We start from the raw sequence: 20,981 nt of genomic DNA on the forward strand, positions 1-20,981 counted from the left end.
GATAGTGAGGCATATTGGCCTGGGAGATAAAAGTAATTAAATTATTGGTGGCGGTTGCCAATCATTAAACAGAAATTTGGTGTGTTAAGGATGCTGAATTTCTGCCAAATATCCATTGTTTTCTGCAGAGATTAACGCTATCATCCCGCTCCTCAAAGTCTCCCGACTTTGCGGAAATCACCAATTCGAGAAGTTAATCTAAACAAAAATATTAAAGAAGGCAATATCATACGTGTGTAAGACAAAGCACATTTCAATACAGTTACTGCTGAGATAAATCCAGCCCCGCTCCGCAAAGTCTCCCGACTTTGCGGAAATTACCAATTCGAGTTAATCTGAACAAAAATTTTAAAGAAGGCAATATCATACGCGTGCAAGACAAAGCACATTTCCATACAGTTACTGCTGAGATAGATCCAGCCCCGCTCCGCAAAGTCTCCCGACTTTGCGGAAATTACCGATTCGAGAAGTTAATCTGAACAAAAATTTTAAAGAAGGCAATATCATACGCGTGCAAGACAAAGCACATATCATTACAGTTACTGCTGAGATAAATCTAGCTCTCCCAAGCTAGTGGAATAACCAAAAAAATGAGGGGGTTCTATTATAAAAAAGAGATTAAAATAAGACTTAACTAATAGTGCTACAGTGGGTTGTCTCTGTAGTAAGTCATTTCCTTTTAAGACGCGTTATTACTAACGTATTCCAATAACTATCATCGATATACTATTTCACATTAAGAAGAATAATCTTATAAAAGATAATTTAAATACTACAATTATTAATAGTATTTCGTCGAATAAATTAGGTAATTATGTAAATTTTAACTTTTTTTATTATTTAAGATCCTTTTTATGATGCTGTGTACGCTCGGTTTCACCCAATGTTTTAATTTTGACCACTTGGGCATGGGATATCGACTGCACGATCTCGGCGGAATCACCGCAACTAGAGTTCAATTTAATAGTATCCCTAACCATCTTCACTTACCTCCTTATTTTACTGAAAACCTAAATTTTAAGGCCCCCTCTCTGTATTACATCCCCCAATCATTTCGCTATTACAACAAAAATTTTGGCATGACCTTCTCCTACAAAAACAATGTCCTGCATGTAATAGAATCTTTGTTCCAGATGTGTAATAAAGCCCCCAGCTAAAGCATTTGAATCACTGGGCAATACCCCCGTACTCTTGCCCGGATTGAAAAATAAATGAAGGAGTAACCCTATGAAGCGAACTAGTTTTATCACGAATAGTAAATACACTAAGTGATGGACCCGATGGCATGATTATTTTGCTAGAGTAGCTGCCATATAATTCGTAGAGAATTGAGATTAGGCAACCCTAATCTCGACAACCAAGCGTATAAGTAAAAAACCAACCTGTCATAATTTCGAATTATGAAAAAAAAGACCGTACAGACTATCTCCTTGCTGTGGGCATGCCTTTACAGTATGAATGCCCTAGCATTGGGTGAGACCAATGAAATATACTCAGCGAGCAATCCCAAAAATGAAAAAAGCTTATATCATAATGTGGTAATAGTTTCAAGGCTAATTTCAAAGGATAAAGACAGCATCAAAATTAAAAAAAGAAACTCCTTCCTATTAGGAAAGAGTTTAGATTCCACTGTTGAGATAGGTCATTTATCGCGTTTACAACAAATTGCAGCTATTAGGAAGGGAAATAGTGTGATTTTCCAAAAAACGAAACCACTCTCGACATTCTCTAGTAACAACATCGTCCTTAAAGGCAAAGAACCTGCACTAATGGAGAAGTGGGAAACAAGAACCTTTCCTTTACTAGATGAAAATCTAGTTAAAAATCAAGACTTCAATGTCTCTTTCTTCAATTTGAAACCAGAATTCACCCAAGAGTTTATTGCTGCCAATTTTTCTAAGAACCCAAAAGTGGATACGCTGGTGGCACAAGCAAAACGCGCAATTGATGCGGTAAAGGAACTCGGAAATTTCGTAGATGTCATCACTGGAAAGGAATTGTTGGAATTACCAGTAGGACTAAGTAAAAAGGACTCCACTTCAGGAAATACCATTGAACTGTCCATTACCAAGGTGGTGTTTACTCCTCAATATGCCGAATTCAATGCATGGGCCAAAATGATTATACCTGTAAAAGGACCCAAGGGGGAGCCAAGTAGGGAGCTATATTTTGGAGCGGAAGGCATAAAACTCTCACATGACGGTGCCCTGTTGGGAGATATGAAATTGGTATTATTAGGAGACCAGGCTATTACCTTAAACGGGGATAGTTGGTTACTCACCCTTAAAGGGGGCGTTAATTTGAAAACAGGAGCCTTTGGCGATCAATCTTATATAGAATTCGACTGTTCTGGATTGAAATCAATTGGTTTGGAGGCCGACTTACGGATTTCCCGTAATATTCTGCTACCGATAACAAGTGGTGGTAATTATAAATGTGGTGATAAATCTGAGGACAAATATTTCAGAGATTCCGATGTAGTAAAAAATGAGTGCTATGTGGGGGCAAATTTTAGTGTAAAAGGTAATGGATGGAATGATTTACTGGTTGAAGTTTCCCTGCCCCAATTTGAAATAAGGGGATTAAAGGGATGGGGTTTCAATCTAAAACGTACGGTTTTAGACCTAAGCGATAGTCGTAATGCAGATGGAATAAAATTCCCAAAAGATTATAGTGAGGTGCTTACTAGGGGCCAACGCAACCTATGGCGAGGATTCTATGCTAAAGAGATTAGCGTAATGTTGCCCAAGGGCATAGAAAATACGGAATCATCCAACAAGCGGGTACAGTTTGGTGCCCAACACCTCATCTTGGACAGTCATGGCGTATCTGGTAGCTTCTTTGCCGAAGATGTATTGAAGGTAGGCGAAGGATCGGCTGGCCAATGGGCCTTTACCATTGCCGATGTAAGTCTATCCCTCTCTAGGAATGCATTGACTGGAGGGACCATAGGAGGAGATATCGCTGTCCCTATTTTAGAGAAACCTATGGATTACAAAGGCTACATACAGCATGATGGTTATGGTCTTCAGGTGGGACTTCAGAGTAAGTATAAGACGCCTGTTTTTCTAGGAGAAATGCATCTGGAACGTAACTCGAGTGTAGCAATCGATGTGAAAGATGGCACCGTATATCCCTCCGCAAACTTGGCGGGCCAACTATCCATGTTTGGAAAAATAAATCAAAAAGAAGGAGAAGAGGAATCAGCCAAGCCCGAATTTACAGAGAATAATGCGAAAGGTTTTAGTTTTCCTGGGATTACTTTCGAAGGCCTGAAGTTGGAAACGGAACCAGGAAAAAAGGGTATTAGTGCCAAAAGTTTTGGATTTGAGGGAGAAATGAAGTTGATGAACTTTCCTGCTTCCGTAGAGAAATTGGAATTAGTAACCCCGAGTAACCAAGTTGGACTCTCCTTTGACCTTAAAGTCAATTTGGACGGGGAAGGCTCCCATGCCACAACCAGCATGGTGGTAATGGGAAAATTGGAAGATGATGCGAAAGTCCAGAAATGGAAATTCGAACAGGTCAAAATTGACGGACTCGAAATAAATTATGAAAAAGGCAACATTAAATTAAAGGGAGGATTGGCTGTAATGGAAGACGACCCCACCTATGGTGACGGATTTTCAGGAGAGCTCACCCTTACGCTAACCGCCATAGATTATTCTGCATCAGGAAAAGCGATGTTTGGTAATAAGGATTTTAGGTATTGGTTTGTAGATGTCTGGTCAGATAAAAATGAAGATAAGAGTAGTGGTAAATTACTTATAAATTCTTTTGTGGGAGGCGTATCCCATAAGATGAGAAAAGTAAGTGGTAATAGTGATGGATTTTCACCATCATCTGCTGTTTACAAACCAGATAGCAACACGGGTTTAGGTGTAAGAGCCGGTATAGGTATTAGTGCTCAAAACAAAGGTGCATTTAGCGGAAGGGTTTATCTCGATATGGAATTCAATACCCATGGCGGTCTCAATAGAATAGGATTTACCGGAGAAGGGACTTTCATGGGAGGCGACAAAAATAGTTTTGCAAGCAATTCAAAAGATAATATGGGTTTTTTAGAGAATACGCTAAAAAATGTTGAAAAAGCCATCGAAAAAAATGAAAAACAAATAAAAAAATTTTTGGATGACGGCAACTATTTGGAGGCAGCCCAAAAATCCATTCCTAAATCCGATGTTGCAAAGCAAGGAAGTATTGGAGTTTATGTAGGCATTGAGAAGGACTTTGTGAACCAAACGTTTGATGGAGAGTTTGAGCTTTACTTAGATCTTGAGGGCATCCGAGGGGGTGGTCCCAACAATCTTGCAGGTTATGCTAAGATGCACACAGGGCCAGAAGATTGGTATATTTATATTGGTACTCCGCAAAAGCGAATTTCCTTAGTTTTTTCCATGGATGCGTTCGAGTTGGAAGTTGGCGGATATTTTATGACAGGTACCAAACTGCCCTCTCAATTAGATCCACACCCGCAAGTGGTAAAAATTTTGGGTAGTGATATGCTAAACGATAATCGTCAAGAGAATCAATTAGAAGCTGCCAAAGGCTTTGCATTCGGTCTTAATTTCATTTATCGGCAAAATTATAATTTCGCAATATTTTATGCATCGCTGGAAGCTGGTGCTGGTTTTGATGTTATGCACGCCTACTACCCTGACGCTAAATGCTTAGGCCGCCCTGGACCAATAGGTAATAACGGCTGGTATTCCATGGGTCAGATTTATGCGTATCTGTACGGGGAATTTGGAGTCGAGGTCAACCTACTATTTATAAAGGGAAAATTTCAGGTAGCCGAAGCAGGGGTAGCGGCTATGCTCCGCGGACAATTTCCAAATCCAGTATATATTCAAGGTTATGTAGGAATGTATTATAATATTTTAGGCGGTTTGGTTTCGGGACGAATGCGTCTAAAAGTAGAAATGGGCGAAGAATGTCAATTAGAGAACACTAATAATGAAATAGGTGTACCTATGATTGCTGATGTGTCACCTACTGATAATAGTGATGATGTTTCCGTATTTACGGCTCCACAAGCAGTTTTCAACTATCCTGCCGGCCAAAGTTTTGACGTGGAGTTGGATAAAGGCAAAAGAACTTTTAAGCTCCAGTTACAAAAATTTCATGTTACCTCGGAAGGAAAATCTCTGGAAGGTACTTTGGAATGGAACGATAAAAATGATGCGGTAACCTTTATGTCTGCTGAGACCCTTCCTTCCCAAAAGGAAGTTAAACTGGTAGTGGAAGTCAGTTTTGATGAAAAAATTGGCGGTACGTTCCAAACCCTAGTAGATAATGGAAAACCTGTACTGGAGAAAAAGGAGGTAATCTTTAAAACTGATAAAGCTCCAGATTATATTCCTATGGAAAATATTTTATATATGTATCCCGTACCAGATCAGCAAAGTTTTTATCCGGAAGAATACAAAATAGGGTATGTAAAATTAAAAAGTGCTCAAAATTATCTTTTTGAGTCGGGCTACGAAATGCGAGCCGAATTTGCCGACAATAATTCAGGGCAAGCCATCCGGACCAAAATTTCCTACGATCGGTCCAAATCGACCGTCTTTTATGACGTACCGGACATGATGTTAAATGCTTCTTATACCTTAAATCTTGTTGCATTCCCTCCTGGGACTGAAATAAATCAGGAAATTAAAATTGTGAAAGAAGAGTTATTTGCCGAGGTGGATGCGGGAGATACCAATTGGTTCGATGTAGGTTCAAAAACTCAGGGGAAAGAAACTGTAATTACTGCTGGTAGTGCACTTGTTGCAAGTAAAAAGGCTAATAAAGTAACCCTTTCCAACGGTGCTCCTAAATCAATTTTGGACTATAATTTTAAGACCAGTAAGCACAAATCATTTAAAAATAAGGTGAAAGACTTGAAAGTAACCGATAATTTACTCAACTATATTTATGCTGATGTGCATTCTATGTCCATTGAGGTTGCGAATTATGAGTATTTAGAAAAACTAGAAGTAGTTGGAGGTAAGTATACCAATTCAATTCCCTTAGTATACGCACAAGCGGTATTGACCGACTCATACTTTGAAAAACAAATACACCCGTTACTCTATAAAAATTATCCGTTGGATGGCAACATTAGGGTAAATAGGGATGAGGAACTTTTGGGCGTACCTCCGATACGTTCCTTTTATGTGGGGAATGAATACTTAGCCAATCTAGAGGGTAATCCCAATTCAGCTTGGGTGAAGAATAGGATTCCCTTTGTGTACAACCTTCCCTTTATCTATAAATCGGATTTAGTTCATCTAAGGAATAGTATTATTAATGTATACAACAAAACGAATGGGGATATGGAAAAATACGAGGCATTTAAATACCTAACTGAAAACGCATTTCCTCCCTTGCCATTAGGGATTTATAAAGCTCAATTAATTTATCGTACCCCTGGAGATCTATATCAAAAAGGTTATGAGATTAAATATAAAAATGATTAAAAGGCCACCATCACTATTGTAACCTCAATAATAAGCCAAATTAGTGCAGGTCGTGGAAACAAATTAAAAAAATAAAACACTGTTATATTGAAACATGTACTACCGTTTTTATTGTTGATGATTTCCTTGGCAAACGCCCAAGAGAATCCTGCTGTTCAGATAATTGCACGTTCGTTACCCAATAAAGTCCTTCTGCGTTGGGCGGTTGATCAACCTTTAGCATGGAAAAAAGCAAACGAATATGGGTTCTTAATCGAGAAAAGTACCATCTCTCGTAATGGGGAGGCAGTGGTTCCCATAGAGCGACAGCAATTGGCAAGTAATCCATTAAAACCTAGGCCTTTGGAAGAGTGGGAGACTCTCGCAGTCTCGGACCAAAACGCTGCAGTACTGGCGCAGGCCTTATATGGAGATAGTTTTATAACTGAATCTCCAAGCAATGCCATGGGTAAAATATACGCCGTAAACGATGAATTAGAGCAGCGATTTACCTTTGCACTACTCGCTGCAGAACAGAATTTTGAAGCAGCAAAATTAGCAGGCTGGGCTTTTGAAGATAACAATGTAGCATCTGGGGAGAAATATGTGTACAAAATTACGGTAGCCATACCGTTAGAAAATACTCTTGATATTGAAGAGGGGAGTGTTTTTGCTAGTCCCGATATATATGAGAAACTTCCAAAACCCATTGGATTATCTGCTGTTTTTGGCGATGAAAATGTTATGCTCAACTGGAATTTCAATTTATTACAACATCTCTATACCAATTATATCATTGAGAGATCCGATGACAACAAAACATTTAGTCGCCTGAATGGAGTGCCATTATTCAATGCGCAAGAATCCACAGGTATGGAGGAGGTTTCTCTCCATTATACCGATTCTATTCCCAACAATACCGACTTCTACTATCGTGTAAGAGGCAAAACAGCTTTTGGTGAAACCGGACCAGCCACAGAACCATTGATGGGCAAGGCAACGAAAAATCTAGGCTTTGTCCCACGTATCTATAGGAAGGAAATACCTACTGAAAACACTGCCATTCTGTATTGGGAATTTGACGAAGAAGGCAACGACCTTATTACTGGTTTTGAAGTGCGCCGCGCCAATAATGAAAAAGGGCCGTTTGAAACTGTAGAAACTGGTCTTCCTGCTACAGAAAGGAAAACGAACGTTACAAACCTACAACGGATTAACTATTTCACCGTTGTTGCCCTCGGAAGAAATGGATTGGAAAGCGAATCCTATGCGACCATGGTACAACCCATCGATTCCACTCCCCCCATACCACCTATCGGTTTACAGGGGATTATGGATTCTACAGGTATTGTAAAAATAAGATGGACAAAAAACATTGAAATGGATTTAGGGGGGTATCGCATTTTTAAGAGCAATAATCCCAATGTGGAATTCAGCGAACTGACGAATACAACGTTACGAGGAGAAACTTTTACAGACACCGTCCCCCTTAAAAACCTGAACCGTAAAGTCTATTATAAAATAGCTGCAGAGGATTTACGGTACAATCGTTCTGGATTTTCGGAAATCTTAACGGTGGATAAACCGGATATGGTTCCGCCAGCATCCCCCTTGCTAAATAACTATGAAGTAACCGCAGAAGGAATAATACTCTCTTGGATACCTAGTAGTAGTGTGGATGTGGCATCTCATATAGTATATCGAAAATACGGAAGTGAAGAGGAAAAGGAATGGGAAAAAATAGTCGAATCTTTCACGGTAAATGACACCCTTTTTTATGATACAACAGTTCACGATTCTGGTTTATATAATTACACGGTAATAGCCAAAGACTCAGTGGGCTTGGAAAGTTTACCTGCAAAACCTGTCAGCGTCGTTTGGAATGGAAAAACAATACATGAAGATGATATAAAATTCCAAGGCAACGTAAACCGGGAATTGCGGTTTATAAACCTTTCTTGGAAGGTAAAAGCTAGTAATGTTATAGAATTCCGTCTGTATCGGGGTATAAACGAACACCAATTAAAACTATACAAAACTTTGAACGGCGACTCCAAGGGATTTAACGATACTGATCTAGAGATAAATACGGACTATACCTACGGACTACAACTGGTTCTAAAAGGGGGTCTGACTTCTTTAATTAAAGAGATAAATTTAAAATATTAGGGTTATGAAAAAGTGTGTGTTTTTAATTCTATTTATTCTTTCAAACATCGCGTTTAGTCAAGAAAATGATGTCTATGTAGAGTACCGTTATGTTGGTGGCACGAGTCCTTATAATGGATTTGCTCAAATTGGAGTAGGAGCTGTAATCAACATTAATGAATATTTTCAATCACCTAATCTTCCTCCTACTTCTTTTACTTTTGGTGACATATTATCTGGCATAACAACAAGCACCAGTCTCAATTGGGACGCCCGCTTAGACTTCGATACTTTTATTGGCTTAGACAACGGATCAGTATTCTTAGGCCTAAATGGCAAATCAAATTTTAACATTTATGGACAAGGATTTTCATTGAGTGGTAGTATTTTGATTTTGGAAAAAATAACTTTAATCGTACCCCAAGATGCTAAATGTTATGTAGAAAAAATTAGGCTTCAGGCAAGTTTAGGCCATCCCGAAGAAGCTTATACTTGGCTCTATTCTGCAGCTGGATATGATGAACAAGTTTTATTAGGTAATTTTCAAAGTCAAAATATCAGTTTGGAAGACTTGTACCCTGATCCAAATGATCAACTTAATTTAATAGATAAGGTTATAACTTTTAGACTCCACAATAGCCTAAATGATTATTATACGGATGTTGCAACATATGTTTGGAGTAACTGCTCCCCAGAACTTATAGATAATGAACCGATTACAACCACGGACGCAACATGTTATAATGCCAATGACGGCAGTGTAACGCTAACCTTTGAAACTAATGTAGATCAAAAGGACGGATGGGAAATGCGATATTTTATTTTTCAAGGGGACCCAGATGATTTGGTTATTAATCCAATGGATAGCATAATGCCTGCTCAAGCTTATGCTGAAATACGATTTAACCCTAATGAGGCAGGTTATCTGACGCCTAATGATGTTGATGGCTCTTACTCCGGCACCTATAGTGGACTTGAAGGCATTAACACGAACGCTAATGCCCCGCCAGATGAAGCTAATCAGCAAGAATATTTTGTAGTGTATCAGGAGGTGAAATATATAAATGGTGAAGCAAAGGTAAAAGGTGGAGTAATTTCAAGTCCATTTATTATATACCAACCCACCCAAATAACTTTGGATACTTCTGCCCCTAACTTTTTTACCGATACCTCTTGCGGCAACCCCGCCATCTTCAACTTAAATAATACTGCAACGGGAGGTGATAATCTTCATCCTGGGGGTAGCTATTCATACCAATTTAGTCAGGATTACGGCACAAGCTGGAAATCTGTAGATGCACCAAACAATGTGCTGGAAATTGAAGCCACTGCTAATTCAAATTCAGTACAGGTAAGGGGAGTATATAATGTCGATGAGAATAGTTGTGAGGGAGAGGAATATCAATTTGCCGTTGAGGCAATCGTACCACCTGTCATTTTTTCCAATCTCATCGCGGGTAACGCATCAACTGCAGAGGCATCGGATGGGAGCGTGCGGGTAGAATTTTATGGTGGTACTCCAATATACACCTATATTCTAACCCGATTTAATACCAATACAAGTGCATATGACTCAATAAGTTCTCGCTCAAATCAAGTTATTATTCCCCAAAGGTATAGAGTTTCCTATAGTAATTTGTCCGCGGGGACCTACCGTATTATAGTTACTGATGAAAACGAATGCTCTCAGGAATCACCAGATTTAGTAGTCGGAACAGACTCCGTCCCCGCATTAGGAACTCCCGTGGCAACTCAAATGGGCTGCGAAGGAAGTTATGCTTCCATAAGCGTTCCAATATCCGATTTCAATGATAATTATCGTTACCAATGGACTATTAACGGAGTAGCCTCTCCTTCCCAAACCGGTAGTGGGCCAGACATTGTTGCAACTACTATTTCTACTCCTGGAACACATATGCTTAGGGTATCAAATGGTAGGATTTCCGAGGCAGATTTTAATAATGATGTGTATACATCAACTACCTTGGTTGAGATCTATAATCCCACAACAGTCACTATTAGCAACGCCATTCCAAATGCCACTCAATGCGATACTTCTAATGAAGGAACTATAACCCTAACCGTTTCCGGAGGCGCATCTTACCAGTACACCCTGGAATTTTTCCCAAATGAAACAGATTGGATTCCATTAACAGACAATACCATCCCCGACTTGACTCCTGGAAGATATCGGGTTACTATACGTAATCAGGATGGATGCGAATCCGATACTCTTGAAGATATCATTGTGGAAGCGGCCCCAACATTAGAGGTAAACACTTCTAAAACAGATGTGCCCACCAACGGTGGTAATGAGGGATCAATATCGCTGGACATTAGTGGGGGAACTCCATTTTCTGCTCCCAGCGACCCATACAATATTTCTTGGGAGAAAAATGGAATTTCCTATTCAGATTCCGATCTATCAACCCCCAACTTCATTAATGAATTGGGAGCAGGTGATTACACCGCTACCGTGACTGATGCCAATGGTTGTGATAACACCATTAGTATTATAATTATGGAACCAGGTCCCTTAGCAATCTTAAGTTTCACAGGTAGAGATACTTGTAGCGGACTGGATAACGGAACCCTAACGGCCACTGCACAGGGAACTGGAGCACTCACTTTTAATTGGATTCTAAATGATGGTTCTCCAAATGGAACAGTAGTGGCTTCTGTTACAAACCAAGACGGCACGGCATCGCTTGAGGGATTGTCCCCAGGCACATACTCCCTAAACATTATAGAAGATGACAGTGGGAATGAAGTAGATAGCGATCAAGATGTTATAGTAACACAAGCATCCCCTATAACCGCGACTATCACGACCACAGCGGTTAATTGCAAAAATCCAAATTCGGGAACCGTTACCATTGGGAACCTATCAGGAGGAACCCCTTTTTCCACAGGTTCAGGCTATGAATACCACATCAACGACGCCTTTAATAACTATCAATCAGACCCCGAATTCACCAATCTCTCCCCTAGAGCCTATATCGTTACGATACGCGACGCCCGAGGTTGTGAGTTTAGTGAAATAGTGGAAATAACACTGGCTGGGGCTCCAGTTCTTGATCAAACAAATACTGCTCTTACCCACCCAACCACTGTAGGGGGAGCCGATGGCGCTATTGTATTAGCATTTATTGATGATGCATCGGACTACAGGTATCAATGGACAGGCCAAGGGATTAATGGTGCTGTTTCCAAAGATGTAGCCGGTCTAGTAGCAGGCGACTATCAGGTAACCGTTTCCGCCCCTGGCGACTGTAATTTAATTGTCAATTTTAGTGTTGATGACCCAGTAGACCCCGGAATGCTTGTGGCTACTATTACCCAAACCGTTTTATTGGAATGTAATGGCGATAATTTTGCTGAAATAACTGCCCATGTTCAAGATGGCACAGCTCCTTATACTTATAAGTGGTTTGAAATAGTAAATGGCAATACCATTGCACAATCCGAGGACACTGGAATAATTGGTGGACTAACCGCTGGAACTTATTTTTTACAGATCACGGATGCCAGTGCTAATACCGTAAATACATCGCCACTTACCATCACCCAACCCGATGCTTTAACGATTCAGGTAGATGAGGTAATTAATATTTTATGTAGTGGAGAGATTACAGGAGCAATTCATGTTTCGGTCTCGGGAGGTACCGCCCCTTATTCCTATATCTGGAGCAATGGCGATATCGACAGAAACTTAAGCAAGGTAGCAGCAGGTGAATACACATTGGAGGTTATGGATGCCAATGCATGTTTAACTGAAATTACGATAACAGTCAACAATGCTCCCAATAGCATTCAGGTTACAAATGCTTCCATAACCAACGTTTCAGATTATATGGGTAATGACGGTAGTATTGCTGTAAATATCGCAGGAGGATTAGCACCCTATAATATCAACTGGATCCGTCTATCGGATAATGCAAATCTTGGCAATCAAGAATCAATTTCGAACCTATCCTCTGGCACTTATCGAGTTTCCGTAATCGATGCCAATGGTTGTAGTATCATTGAAAATTATGAGGTTACTCAACCGGATATTGTGGAAGAAACCATTGTTCAACCTAGTTGTTCAGGTGATTCTAATGGTAGCCTTTCGGTTTTAGTCAATCAAGGTAATGGAAACTTCACCTACAATTGGAATACGGGAGTAACCACCAACGCTATTGAGAACTTAACAGCTGGTAGTTATTCGGTTACTATAACCGGTTTTGGTGAGGCGCCGCTAACCAGAACCTATATGCTAGAGGAGCCGTTACCCTTAGAGGTGGACTTAGGAGAAACTAGAACATTATGTGGTGGACAAGAATTGGTCTTGGATGCTGGGGTAGAAGATGTCACCGTCAGTTATTCATGGACTTCCGACACTGGGTTTACAAGCACTGTTCCTAAGGTAACTATAAAGGAAAGTGGTAGGTATACCGTTACTATTACTTCCCAGAATGGATGTAGAGCAACGGGTAGCGTTCTAGTAGGGGTAAACGATGAGGAAATCAACGCCGAGTTTGCAATGTCTAGTCAAGTTTTTGCAGGCGAATCCCTAGTAGTGATAGATCTAAGCTTTCCCTTTCCCGAATCATTAGAATGGATAATTCCCGATGGGGCAACCCTTGTAAAGACAACTTCCGATGTGGCAGAACTTATCTTCAAAGAAGCCGGGGAATATGAGGTAGGTATCATTATACAAATTGGGGATTGCACGGCACAGCGATTTAAGAAAGTCCTTGTGGTAGCCAATGAAAACAAAGACATTGTAAATATCAAAAATGATCCTAGAAAGCAGTTAGAAGATTTTATAATCTATCCCAACCCTACCAATGGAAAGTTTACAGCTGATATAACACTTTCTGAAAGGGGCAACATCAGCATTAAGGTCTTTAACTTTGCCAATAATGCCCTTATGGCTACTGAAAAAGAGAGGGGCAGTGCTTCTTATAGTATTCCATTTGATATTTCTGGCTTACCAGCAGGAGTGTACGCAGTGGTATTAGAAACACCATTTGGAAATTCGTTAAGGAAGGTAATTTTAAAATAAGATGAATGTTTATAAGTGAGTATTTAAATTCGTTACGGTTTACCCTAGGCTGCAATCTGGTTTAGAATAATTAAGTCGGGTTTATTATAAATCAAAATAGATATAATATGAAAGAAGTCGTTCTTTATTTCGTTTTGTTAGCCACCTTTATTAGAGGACTGTATTTCTTTTATAAAGGTAATGTAGCAACCTTCTATCTATCTAAATTTTTGTTAGTCGGGAAGTCGGCCCCCTATCCTATTATTAAATCTACCAGAGAAGGGAATAACGGTGCGTTTTGGAATTGTTTTACTATAATGAAACGACTTTGTAGTCTACTATTCTTTGTCACATGTTTCTTGTCTTTTGCCCAATCCTTTCCCGTACAGGTAATTCCCCAAGCCACTCCTCCGCCACCGATCTATCTCACAGAATATGCCGATGCCAGTACCGTGAATAGTCCCCTACGGGTGCAGCTTATTCTGAATGATTTTCAGATTGCCATTAGGGAAGTGCGACTGCGGACCTACTTTCAGGGAAATGGCATCAATTTCCGCAGCAACGATATGGTAATGGGTGCAAGGCCCCTATTTCTGGAAGGTGGGAGCCCATTAATGCTTACCAATGTAGATCTGGCGCCCTATTTTAAATTCGAGAATATTACGGGCATTTCGCCCAACGTTTATGGGAGGGCTATTCCTGAAGGGGCCTATCAATTTTGTTTTGAAGTGTTCGATGCTACAACCGGTAAACAGCTCTCACAAAAAAGTTGCGCCGTAAGTGTTATCTTCCATAACGAACCGCCCTTCCTGGTTGCACCGGGGAACGGGAGCAATGTGACCGAGACCAATCCCCAGAATATTATATTTCAGTGGACCCCTAGGAGTATTAATGTCACCAATGTGGAATATAAACTAAGCCTAGTAGAAATCTGGGACAACGTAATAGACCCACAGGCAGCATTTTTAAGCTCACCCCCTGTTTTCCAGACCACAACCACCGGGACTACCTACATTTACGGACCGGCAGACCCCTTGTTGTTATCCGGGAAAAGGTATGCGTGGCGGGTACGGGCCAATGCAAAACAGGGAGCCGAGGAGATCGGGCTTTTTAAGAACCAGGGCCATAGCGAGATCTTCTCTTTTTCGTATGCAGGAAACTGCGTGCTTCCCATGGGCATAAGTCACGAAGTAAAGGGCAGTACCAACGCCACTATTTATTGGGAGGACCTTTCCACCGAAATCCCGGAATATACCGTTCGCTACCGTAAAAAAGGGAAATCCAACGCTTGGTTCACAAGTAAGACCACCACCAATCTGCTCACTCTCTGGGACCTAAAGGCAGGCACCATTTACGAGTATCAATTACAGAAAAAATGTGCGGTCAGCGATAGCGATTGGAGCATGGTAAAGCAGTTCACCACTTTTATAGTGGATAATCAGGCCAGCGTGTATGAGTGTGGTATTGTGCCCAATTTTAGCCTGACCAACAAGGAGCCCCTGTCCAATATTACCACCGGGGAGCAATTTACAGCTGGCGATTTTCCTATTACCCTTACGGAAGTGAATGGCGAGAACGGCCGATTCTCGGGCAAGGGCTATGTCACCATTCCCTACCTCAACAGTATAAAGGTAGCGGTAGAGTTCACTAATGTGCTGATCAATACCGATAACCAATTGGTAGAGGGCATGGTGGTTACCAAGTACGATCCTGATATGAAGAATATTTTAGATGTGGATGTGGCCATTGACGTAGTTATCGATGCCTACGATGCGGTGGCCGATTTAGGGGATACAGTAGATAATATTTTAAGGGATGTATTTGGAGAGGAATCTGATGATGCTGAGAATAAAATGGAGGAGGAAGTAGTTAATGACAGTGGCCCCAATTCCAATTTCGAGGGTGGAACTAGTACTATCAACAAACAAGTAGAAACCATATTACCAGGACAAGACAATTCCGCTTTACCTGATATAGAAACTAACAACAATTTAGGTTCAAATGAGGAAGATTTATCCACATCCAATACTATACCAGAAGCTTCTGACAATCCAATAAAAACGGATTTAAATGAAGCCCTCATAAGTTATAATAGTAATAGATATAAGGACGGAGACTTTATTGACATCAGATATAATAAAAATTTAAACAATCAAATTTTCCAAGCCTTAAATATCCCCGAAGATGCCAAAATAGTATGGAGCACACATACCAACATGAATGATAGCATACCCGTTAATTGGGTAGGTGATGGAGTTGGAATAGATCTAGACATATTCGAATATGGAAGGATGATCTTGAAGGCAAGATATTGGTCCCCTGCAAGCAACTATCCAGATGGAGAATCCAATAAAGTGAGGGTTGCCATTAGGGTTATAAAAGAAAAGTTCACATTAAAGGAACTTTATGCTAAACACAGCAAAAGAAGAATTGCTAAATCAGGCCAAAAGTTATATTTTATAGCTGATCCAGCTCTCTTAGATTCATCAAAAATTAAAACTATTGCTTATAATATAACAACAGATATTAAAATACCTGAAAATAATATCGATGATTTAAGTCTTCAATGGTACTATGGCAAATCGGATTTACATCCAAAAAATAATGCTAAGCTAAATATCCAAAGAGATATTGAAGTAAACGATAAAGAAACAAATACCACCGTTAGGGCAGGTTACCCAATAGGAAAAGAAAAAAGTATAGATATAGTATGGGTTGACCCCGATTTTCAAAAGTTTGGATTTACTGTTAAATCCAGTTCAAACCCGGTGATAAAAAAAGCGCTAGAAGCAACTAAAATGACCGAGAGCGCCGCCAAGTTCTTTGATAAAATACCATTTATAAAAAAGGCTAAGGATAAAAGAGCTTTTAACGAAGGAAAAATCTCCTGGTACTTTAATATTATACCTTTCGAAGTAACAAAGGAAAATAAAGAAGAACCAAATAGTCGGTTTTATTATACAGAAAAGAAGATTAGAGGTGGCTTCAAAGCTGGACTAAAAGGGGAGACAACGATATGGACATGGGGCATACCCTTCAAAAAATTACCTATCCCTGAATGGGCAGCCAAGAAAATAACAGACGTATTAACCGCTGAAATTAATATAGTAGCCAAGGCAGATGCAACTGGTTCGCTGATTGCAGAAACCACAGAAAAGAAAACTGTAGGGAGTGAAAAATGGCAATTTGTAGACGAAAAAATAAATCCTGCATCCCTAGCCTTAAACGCAGCCTTTGGTGTAGAAGGGGAACTAAGTGCTTTTGAAGGTAGTGAATGGCTATCATTTGAAGCAAAGGCTTCAGGCCTAGCAAAAGCAGAGCTCGTGAGTATTGGCTGGCATGGAGATGATTTTGACTATCACTTTCTTAGAGAGGGAGTTTGGATGGATTTTAAAGCCTCCATGTATATAGTGGTAATGTCTAAAAAGCTAGAGACAAAGCCATATTATAAAAAAGTTCAATTGATGAAGCCAATCAATAATATAAATGAATAAAAAACAATACATTTCTGTGCTAAATTCTTTTTAAAACCCTTAAAACAAACCAAATATGAAAATCAGATTCTTACTCCTAGCTGTTTTAATATACACCTATCAGAGCAATGTGCAAAATGATAACCTTGGTGTGGTCGTAGAATACAGTATTCCAATTGATGTTGATTTTGGTGTATATGACCCACCCTTGCGCATCAATCAGGTTAACGATCAAAATGATATTGACTATTCCAATCTACAAGGCCTTTTACAGTCATTTTTGTCAGCATCCAATATGGAGTGGGCTTTGAGTGATTACTTAGATGAAAACGCGACTACCTCACGCGATGAAGCACATTTTGAGGGCGTAAAGAATACAGATGTAGAAAAAAATTACATCCAACTAGAAACAGCGTATCAATTTGGGTATGAAAATAGGAAGATGGCCTATATAAAATATTCATTTATTATGGATAAAGTGCCATTTCCCATTATCGGGATGATGTCTGCAGAGTTTTCCAATAATCGATGGTATATAAATACTCTATTAAACCAGGAAGATGTATTCACCGTACTTACCAATTTAGAATCATCTGTCTTAAAACAACTATTTATTGGGGAAAGTGATGATGATAATATTGAAAACATCATTACAACAACACATCGCAACGGGTATTTTGATATGTTTGTGATGGGCCAAATTTATTCTGAATTAAATGCAGATACTGCTATCAAAGAGAAGATAATGGATAAAAGGCTGCTAATAGAAGGATATGAGTACTTAAACGCCACAACGTCCTCCGTGGCGGAAACTTCTACCCACAAAATTCTACATCCATTTGTTCTAGATCAAGCTATATTCTCGGAATATTCCAACAAGGACAAAGGGGTTAGTAATGATGAAAATGGCCAAAATGCCTATGAAAATCAGCCCGAAGCTGTACTATTAACAGACACCCCCATTGACCTAATACATAAATTAGAGTTTATTTCAGGGGGAACAACTTATTATATCATTAAATACTTAGATCAAGACACCAAAGCAGTCTTAATTGATAATGATAATGGGAACTTCACGATAAATACCTCTGATAAATTTAAGGCTTGGGTTAACTTTTTGGGAAAGATTAAGTCGGATGTATTTATATCTCTCTTTAATAATGAGCAGCAAGACGCTACACTTCAAGAAATCATCAACTCCTTTGGCAAAGAAGATGGTGGAATTAACCTTGACTTGGTTGTGGATTACTTCGAACAAAATAGTGCAGATCTTATTAGATATTTTGATAATTAAAAGGCTCCCGCCCCGCTCCGCAAAGTCTCCCGACTTTGCGGAAAGCTACCTTTGTCAACATCACCAAAATATCCATGCTAATAAAGACGGGCTCTGCCCATATAACTTACCATGCTTTCCGCTCCGAAAAGTCTCCCGACTTTGCGGAAAGCTACCTTTGTCAACATCACCAAAATATCCATGCTAATAAAGACGGGCTCTGCCCATATAACTTACCATGTTTTCCGCTCCACAAAGTCTCCCGACTTTGCGGAAATTACCAATTCGAGAAGTTAATCTGAACAAAAATTTTAAAGAAGGCAATATCATAGCTGTGCAAGACAAAGCACATTTCATTACAGTTTCAGCTTGGATAAATCCATGTGAAGAATGTTTTAAACCAAATTCGATTTTAAATTAGGAAAGCTATTAAAATGATAGCCTCAAAATTAAGAGTCCTGCCTGCCACTGATAGACGTTGCATAAGGGTGATATCCGAACGGATAATACAATAGGTTTTGGCTACCTAAATAACTAACCTCTTCACAAGGTCTCCTATACAATAAATAAGCACAAAAAAACTAAAGTTCACAGCACTTAAAATGAGTAAATTAAATAAGTTCAACACACTCCGTAGAGCCTACTGCAGTAGGCTTTACGGGTAAATTGAATATCTAGGACCACATGCAATAAGATTAATTTTTAGTAATATTGTTTTGAAATTGATTTTGTCTAGGAATAGGGATGTTTCTTGGATTAAAAAGTGGGTTGGATCTTTATGGATAAAATAGGAAATATATATAATGCGCATGTGGACGATTTATTTTCCTATGGAATCCGTTTGGGGTTCCTAAAAGAACAGGTTATGGATGCCATCCATAATGTGTTCCATAGAATTATACTTAACAACAAGGAAGAAGGGCTAGTAAATCCCAAATCTTACTTGCATAAAAGCTTGCGAAATGAACTGTTCAACGAGTTTAGGAGAAGTAAAAAAGTGGTTTTATTGGATACTAATAACGAGACATTCCCCTTTGAGCTACAGGTGAATGTAGAAGATATGTTGATTGAAGATGAGTTTAAAGATCAAATAAAATCTAAAATTGAAAATACACTAAATGAACTGACCCCAAAGCAAAGAGAGATCATCTACCTAAGGTATACCCAAGATTACGACTACCAGCAAATCGCCGAAATTATGGATATAAGTGTACCCTCCTGTCGTAATTTAATATTAAAGGCCTTAAAACAATTGAGAGCTTCAGACAACCAATATTTCTTATTCCTCGCGTTACAACATAAAAACCTTTAACTTTTTTTTAACTTTTAAAAAGGTGATATAGGCAGCCTTGGCGTGTCATTGTATTGAGCCGAGTGTTTTCCTTGTAGAAAATACCCAAAAGATTAAGCTATATCTTATAATGAAAATCAAAGAATTCTTAACGAATAAACATTTTATAGTTTGGATGCTTACCAAGGATTCTGCTGGCGCAAAATACTGGGAGGAGCATTTAAAGAGGAACCCTGGGGATAAAGCAAACTTCTCCCAAGCGAAATTAGAGTTTCGAAAGACTTATTTTAAGGAAGAGTTCCTTACAGCCAATGAAAAGGAGGCCATATACCAAAGACTTTTAAAGACGAACACCAAAAAACCAAAAAGCATCCGAAAATATTTTGGTAAAAAAACAAAATATGCAATTGCGGCTACTTTGGCCATCCTAGTATCAATTGGTTTATATTATTATCCGTACAGCTCACCAACAGAACCTACCAATATCATTGTTGACTATATTCCCAATCAGGAAAATGTACGACTCATCTCCGGTGATAATCAGTATTCTTTTGACACCAATACAGTTTTTAAAATTAGTGAAGACGGAATTATTAACGAGGAAGGAGAAAACTTCAAGACTGGCTCCGCTGCCTTAAATACATTGATTGTGCCCTATGGAAAACGATCTGAATTAGTTCTTTCCGATGGTTCTAAGGTGTGGATAAATTCTGGCTCCAAATTAAAATTCCCAACAAATTTTTCCGACAACCATAGAACTATACTACTGGAAGGTGAAATTTACATAGAGGTAGCAGAAAATAAATCAAAACCATTTACCGTGAAGACTCCTAAATTTAAGGTAGATGTATTCGGAACAACATTTAATGTAAATGCATATTCAGATTCTTTTACTTCTGATGACAGGGTTGTGCTAGTAGAAGGTAGTGTTGGTATAGAAACTAAAGATGGAAGGAAAACAAGAATGGCCCCCGGTGAATCCCTACAGCTCACAACGCAAAATTTAATTAAGGAGAGGGTAGATGTAGATAGGTACATTTCTTGGAAGAATGGTTATCTAATATTTAATGACACTCCCATGGAAAAAGTATTATTGGAATTATCCAGATACTATAATATTACGTTTTCAGAGGAATCCAAAAAACTATCCGGACAGACTTGTACGGGGAAAATATATTTATCCAACAATGTCTCCAATGTTATAGAGACCCTCTCAACTTTGACGGACAGGTCATTTACAATTAAGCATAACTAGTATTTAGAAATAATTAACACGAATGAGAAATACCCAGCCTAAAAAAAAATGCAGCTTGACCCCTTTTAA

7 protein-coding genes are annotated in these 20,981 nt (G+C 39.2%); all 7 read left to right on the forward strand.

Annotation, left to right across the window (positions count from 1 at the left end; translation table 11 throughout):
* Positions 1-1,400 precede the first annotated feature (1,400 nt).
* Positions 1,401-6,464, forward strand: a complete 5,064-nt coding sequence (locus KCTC52924_RS07775; protein WP_251806158.1) for a hypothetical protein — start codon at positions 1,401-1,403, stop codon at positions 6,462-6,464.
* An 87-nt stretch (positions 6,465-6,551) separates the two neighbouring features.
* Positions 6,552-8,612, forward strand: coding sequence for a hypothetical protein (locus tag KCTC52924_RS07780; RefSeq protein WP_251806159.1), 2,061 nt, complete (start codon positions 6,552-6,554; stop codon positions 8,610-8,612).
* 4 nt (positions 8,613-8,616) lie between these two features.
* Positions 8,617-13,641 carry a T9SS type A sorting domain-containing protein gene (locus KCTC52924_RS07785; RefSeq protein ID WP_251806160.1) on the forward strand — a complete coding sequence of 1,675 codons (5,025 nt, stop codon included), beginning with the start codon at positions 8,617-8,619 and terminating at the stop codon, positions 13,639-13,641.
* A 107-nt stretch (positions 13,642-13,748) separates the two neighbouring features.
* Positions 13,749-17,114 (forward strand): fibronectin type III domain-containing protein, encoded by a 3,366-nt coding sequence (locus KCTC52924_RS07790; protein ID WP_251806161.1) that lies wholly within the window; start codon positions 13,749-13,751, stop codon positions 17,112-17,114.
* A 55-nt stretch (positions 17,115-17,169) separates the two neighbouring features.
* Positions 17,170-18,387, forward strand: coding sequence for a hypothetical protein (locus KCTC52924_RS07795; RefSeq protein WP_251806162.1), 1,218 nt, complete (start codon positions 17,170-17,172; stop codon positions 18,385-18,387).
* Between the two features lie 757 nt (positions 18,388-19,144).
* Entirely contained in the window at positions 19,145-19,678 is a 534-nt protein-coding gene (locus KCTC52924_RS07800; protein ID WP_251806163.1) for an RNA polymerase sigma factor, read from the forward strand.
* A 109-nt stretch (positions 19,679-19,787) separates the two neighbouring features.
* Positions 19,788-20,912, forward strand: a complete 1,125-nt coding sequence (locus KCTC52924_RS07805; RefSeq protein WP_251806164.1) for a FecR family protein — start codon at positions 19,788-19,790, stop codon at positions 20,910-20,912.
* The last annotated feature ends 69 nt before the right edge of the window (positions 20,913-20,981 follow it).

The organism is Arenibacter antarcticus, assembly GCF_041320605.1.
Classification (GTDB): Bacteria; Bacteroidota; Bacteroidia; order Flavobacteriales; family Flavobacteriaceae; genus Arenibacter; species Arenibacter antarcticus.

Bases quoted from the DNA above. Each gene is read 5' to 3' on its own strand.
- KCTC52924_RS07775 (WP_251806158.1), top strand. From the start codon at position 1,401: ATGAAAAAAAAGACCGTACAGACTATCTCCTTGCTGTGGGCATGCCTT.
- KCTC52924_RS07785 (WP_251806160.1), top strand. From the start codon at position 8,617: ATGAAAAAGTGTGTGTTTTTAATTCTATTTATTCTTTCAAACATCGCG.
- KCTC52924_RS07790 (WP_251806161.1), top strand. From the start codon at position 13,749: ATGAAAGAAGTCGTTCTTTATTTCGTTTTGTTAGCCACCTTTATTAGA.
- KCTC52924_RS07795 (WP_251806162.1), top strand. From the start codon at position 17,170: ATGAAAATCAGATTCTTACTCCTAGCTGTTTTAATATACACCTATCAG.
- KCTC52924_RS07800 (WP_251806163.1), top strand. From the start codon at position 19,145: ATGGATAAAATAGGAAATATATATAATGCGCATGTGGACGATTTATTT.
- KCTC52924_RS07805 (WP_251806164.1), top strand. From the start codon at position 19,788: ATGAAAATCAAAGAATTCTTAACGAATAAACATTTTATAGTTTGGATG.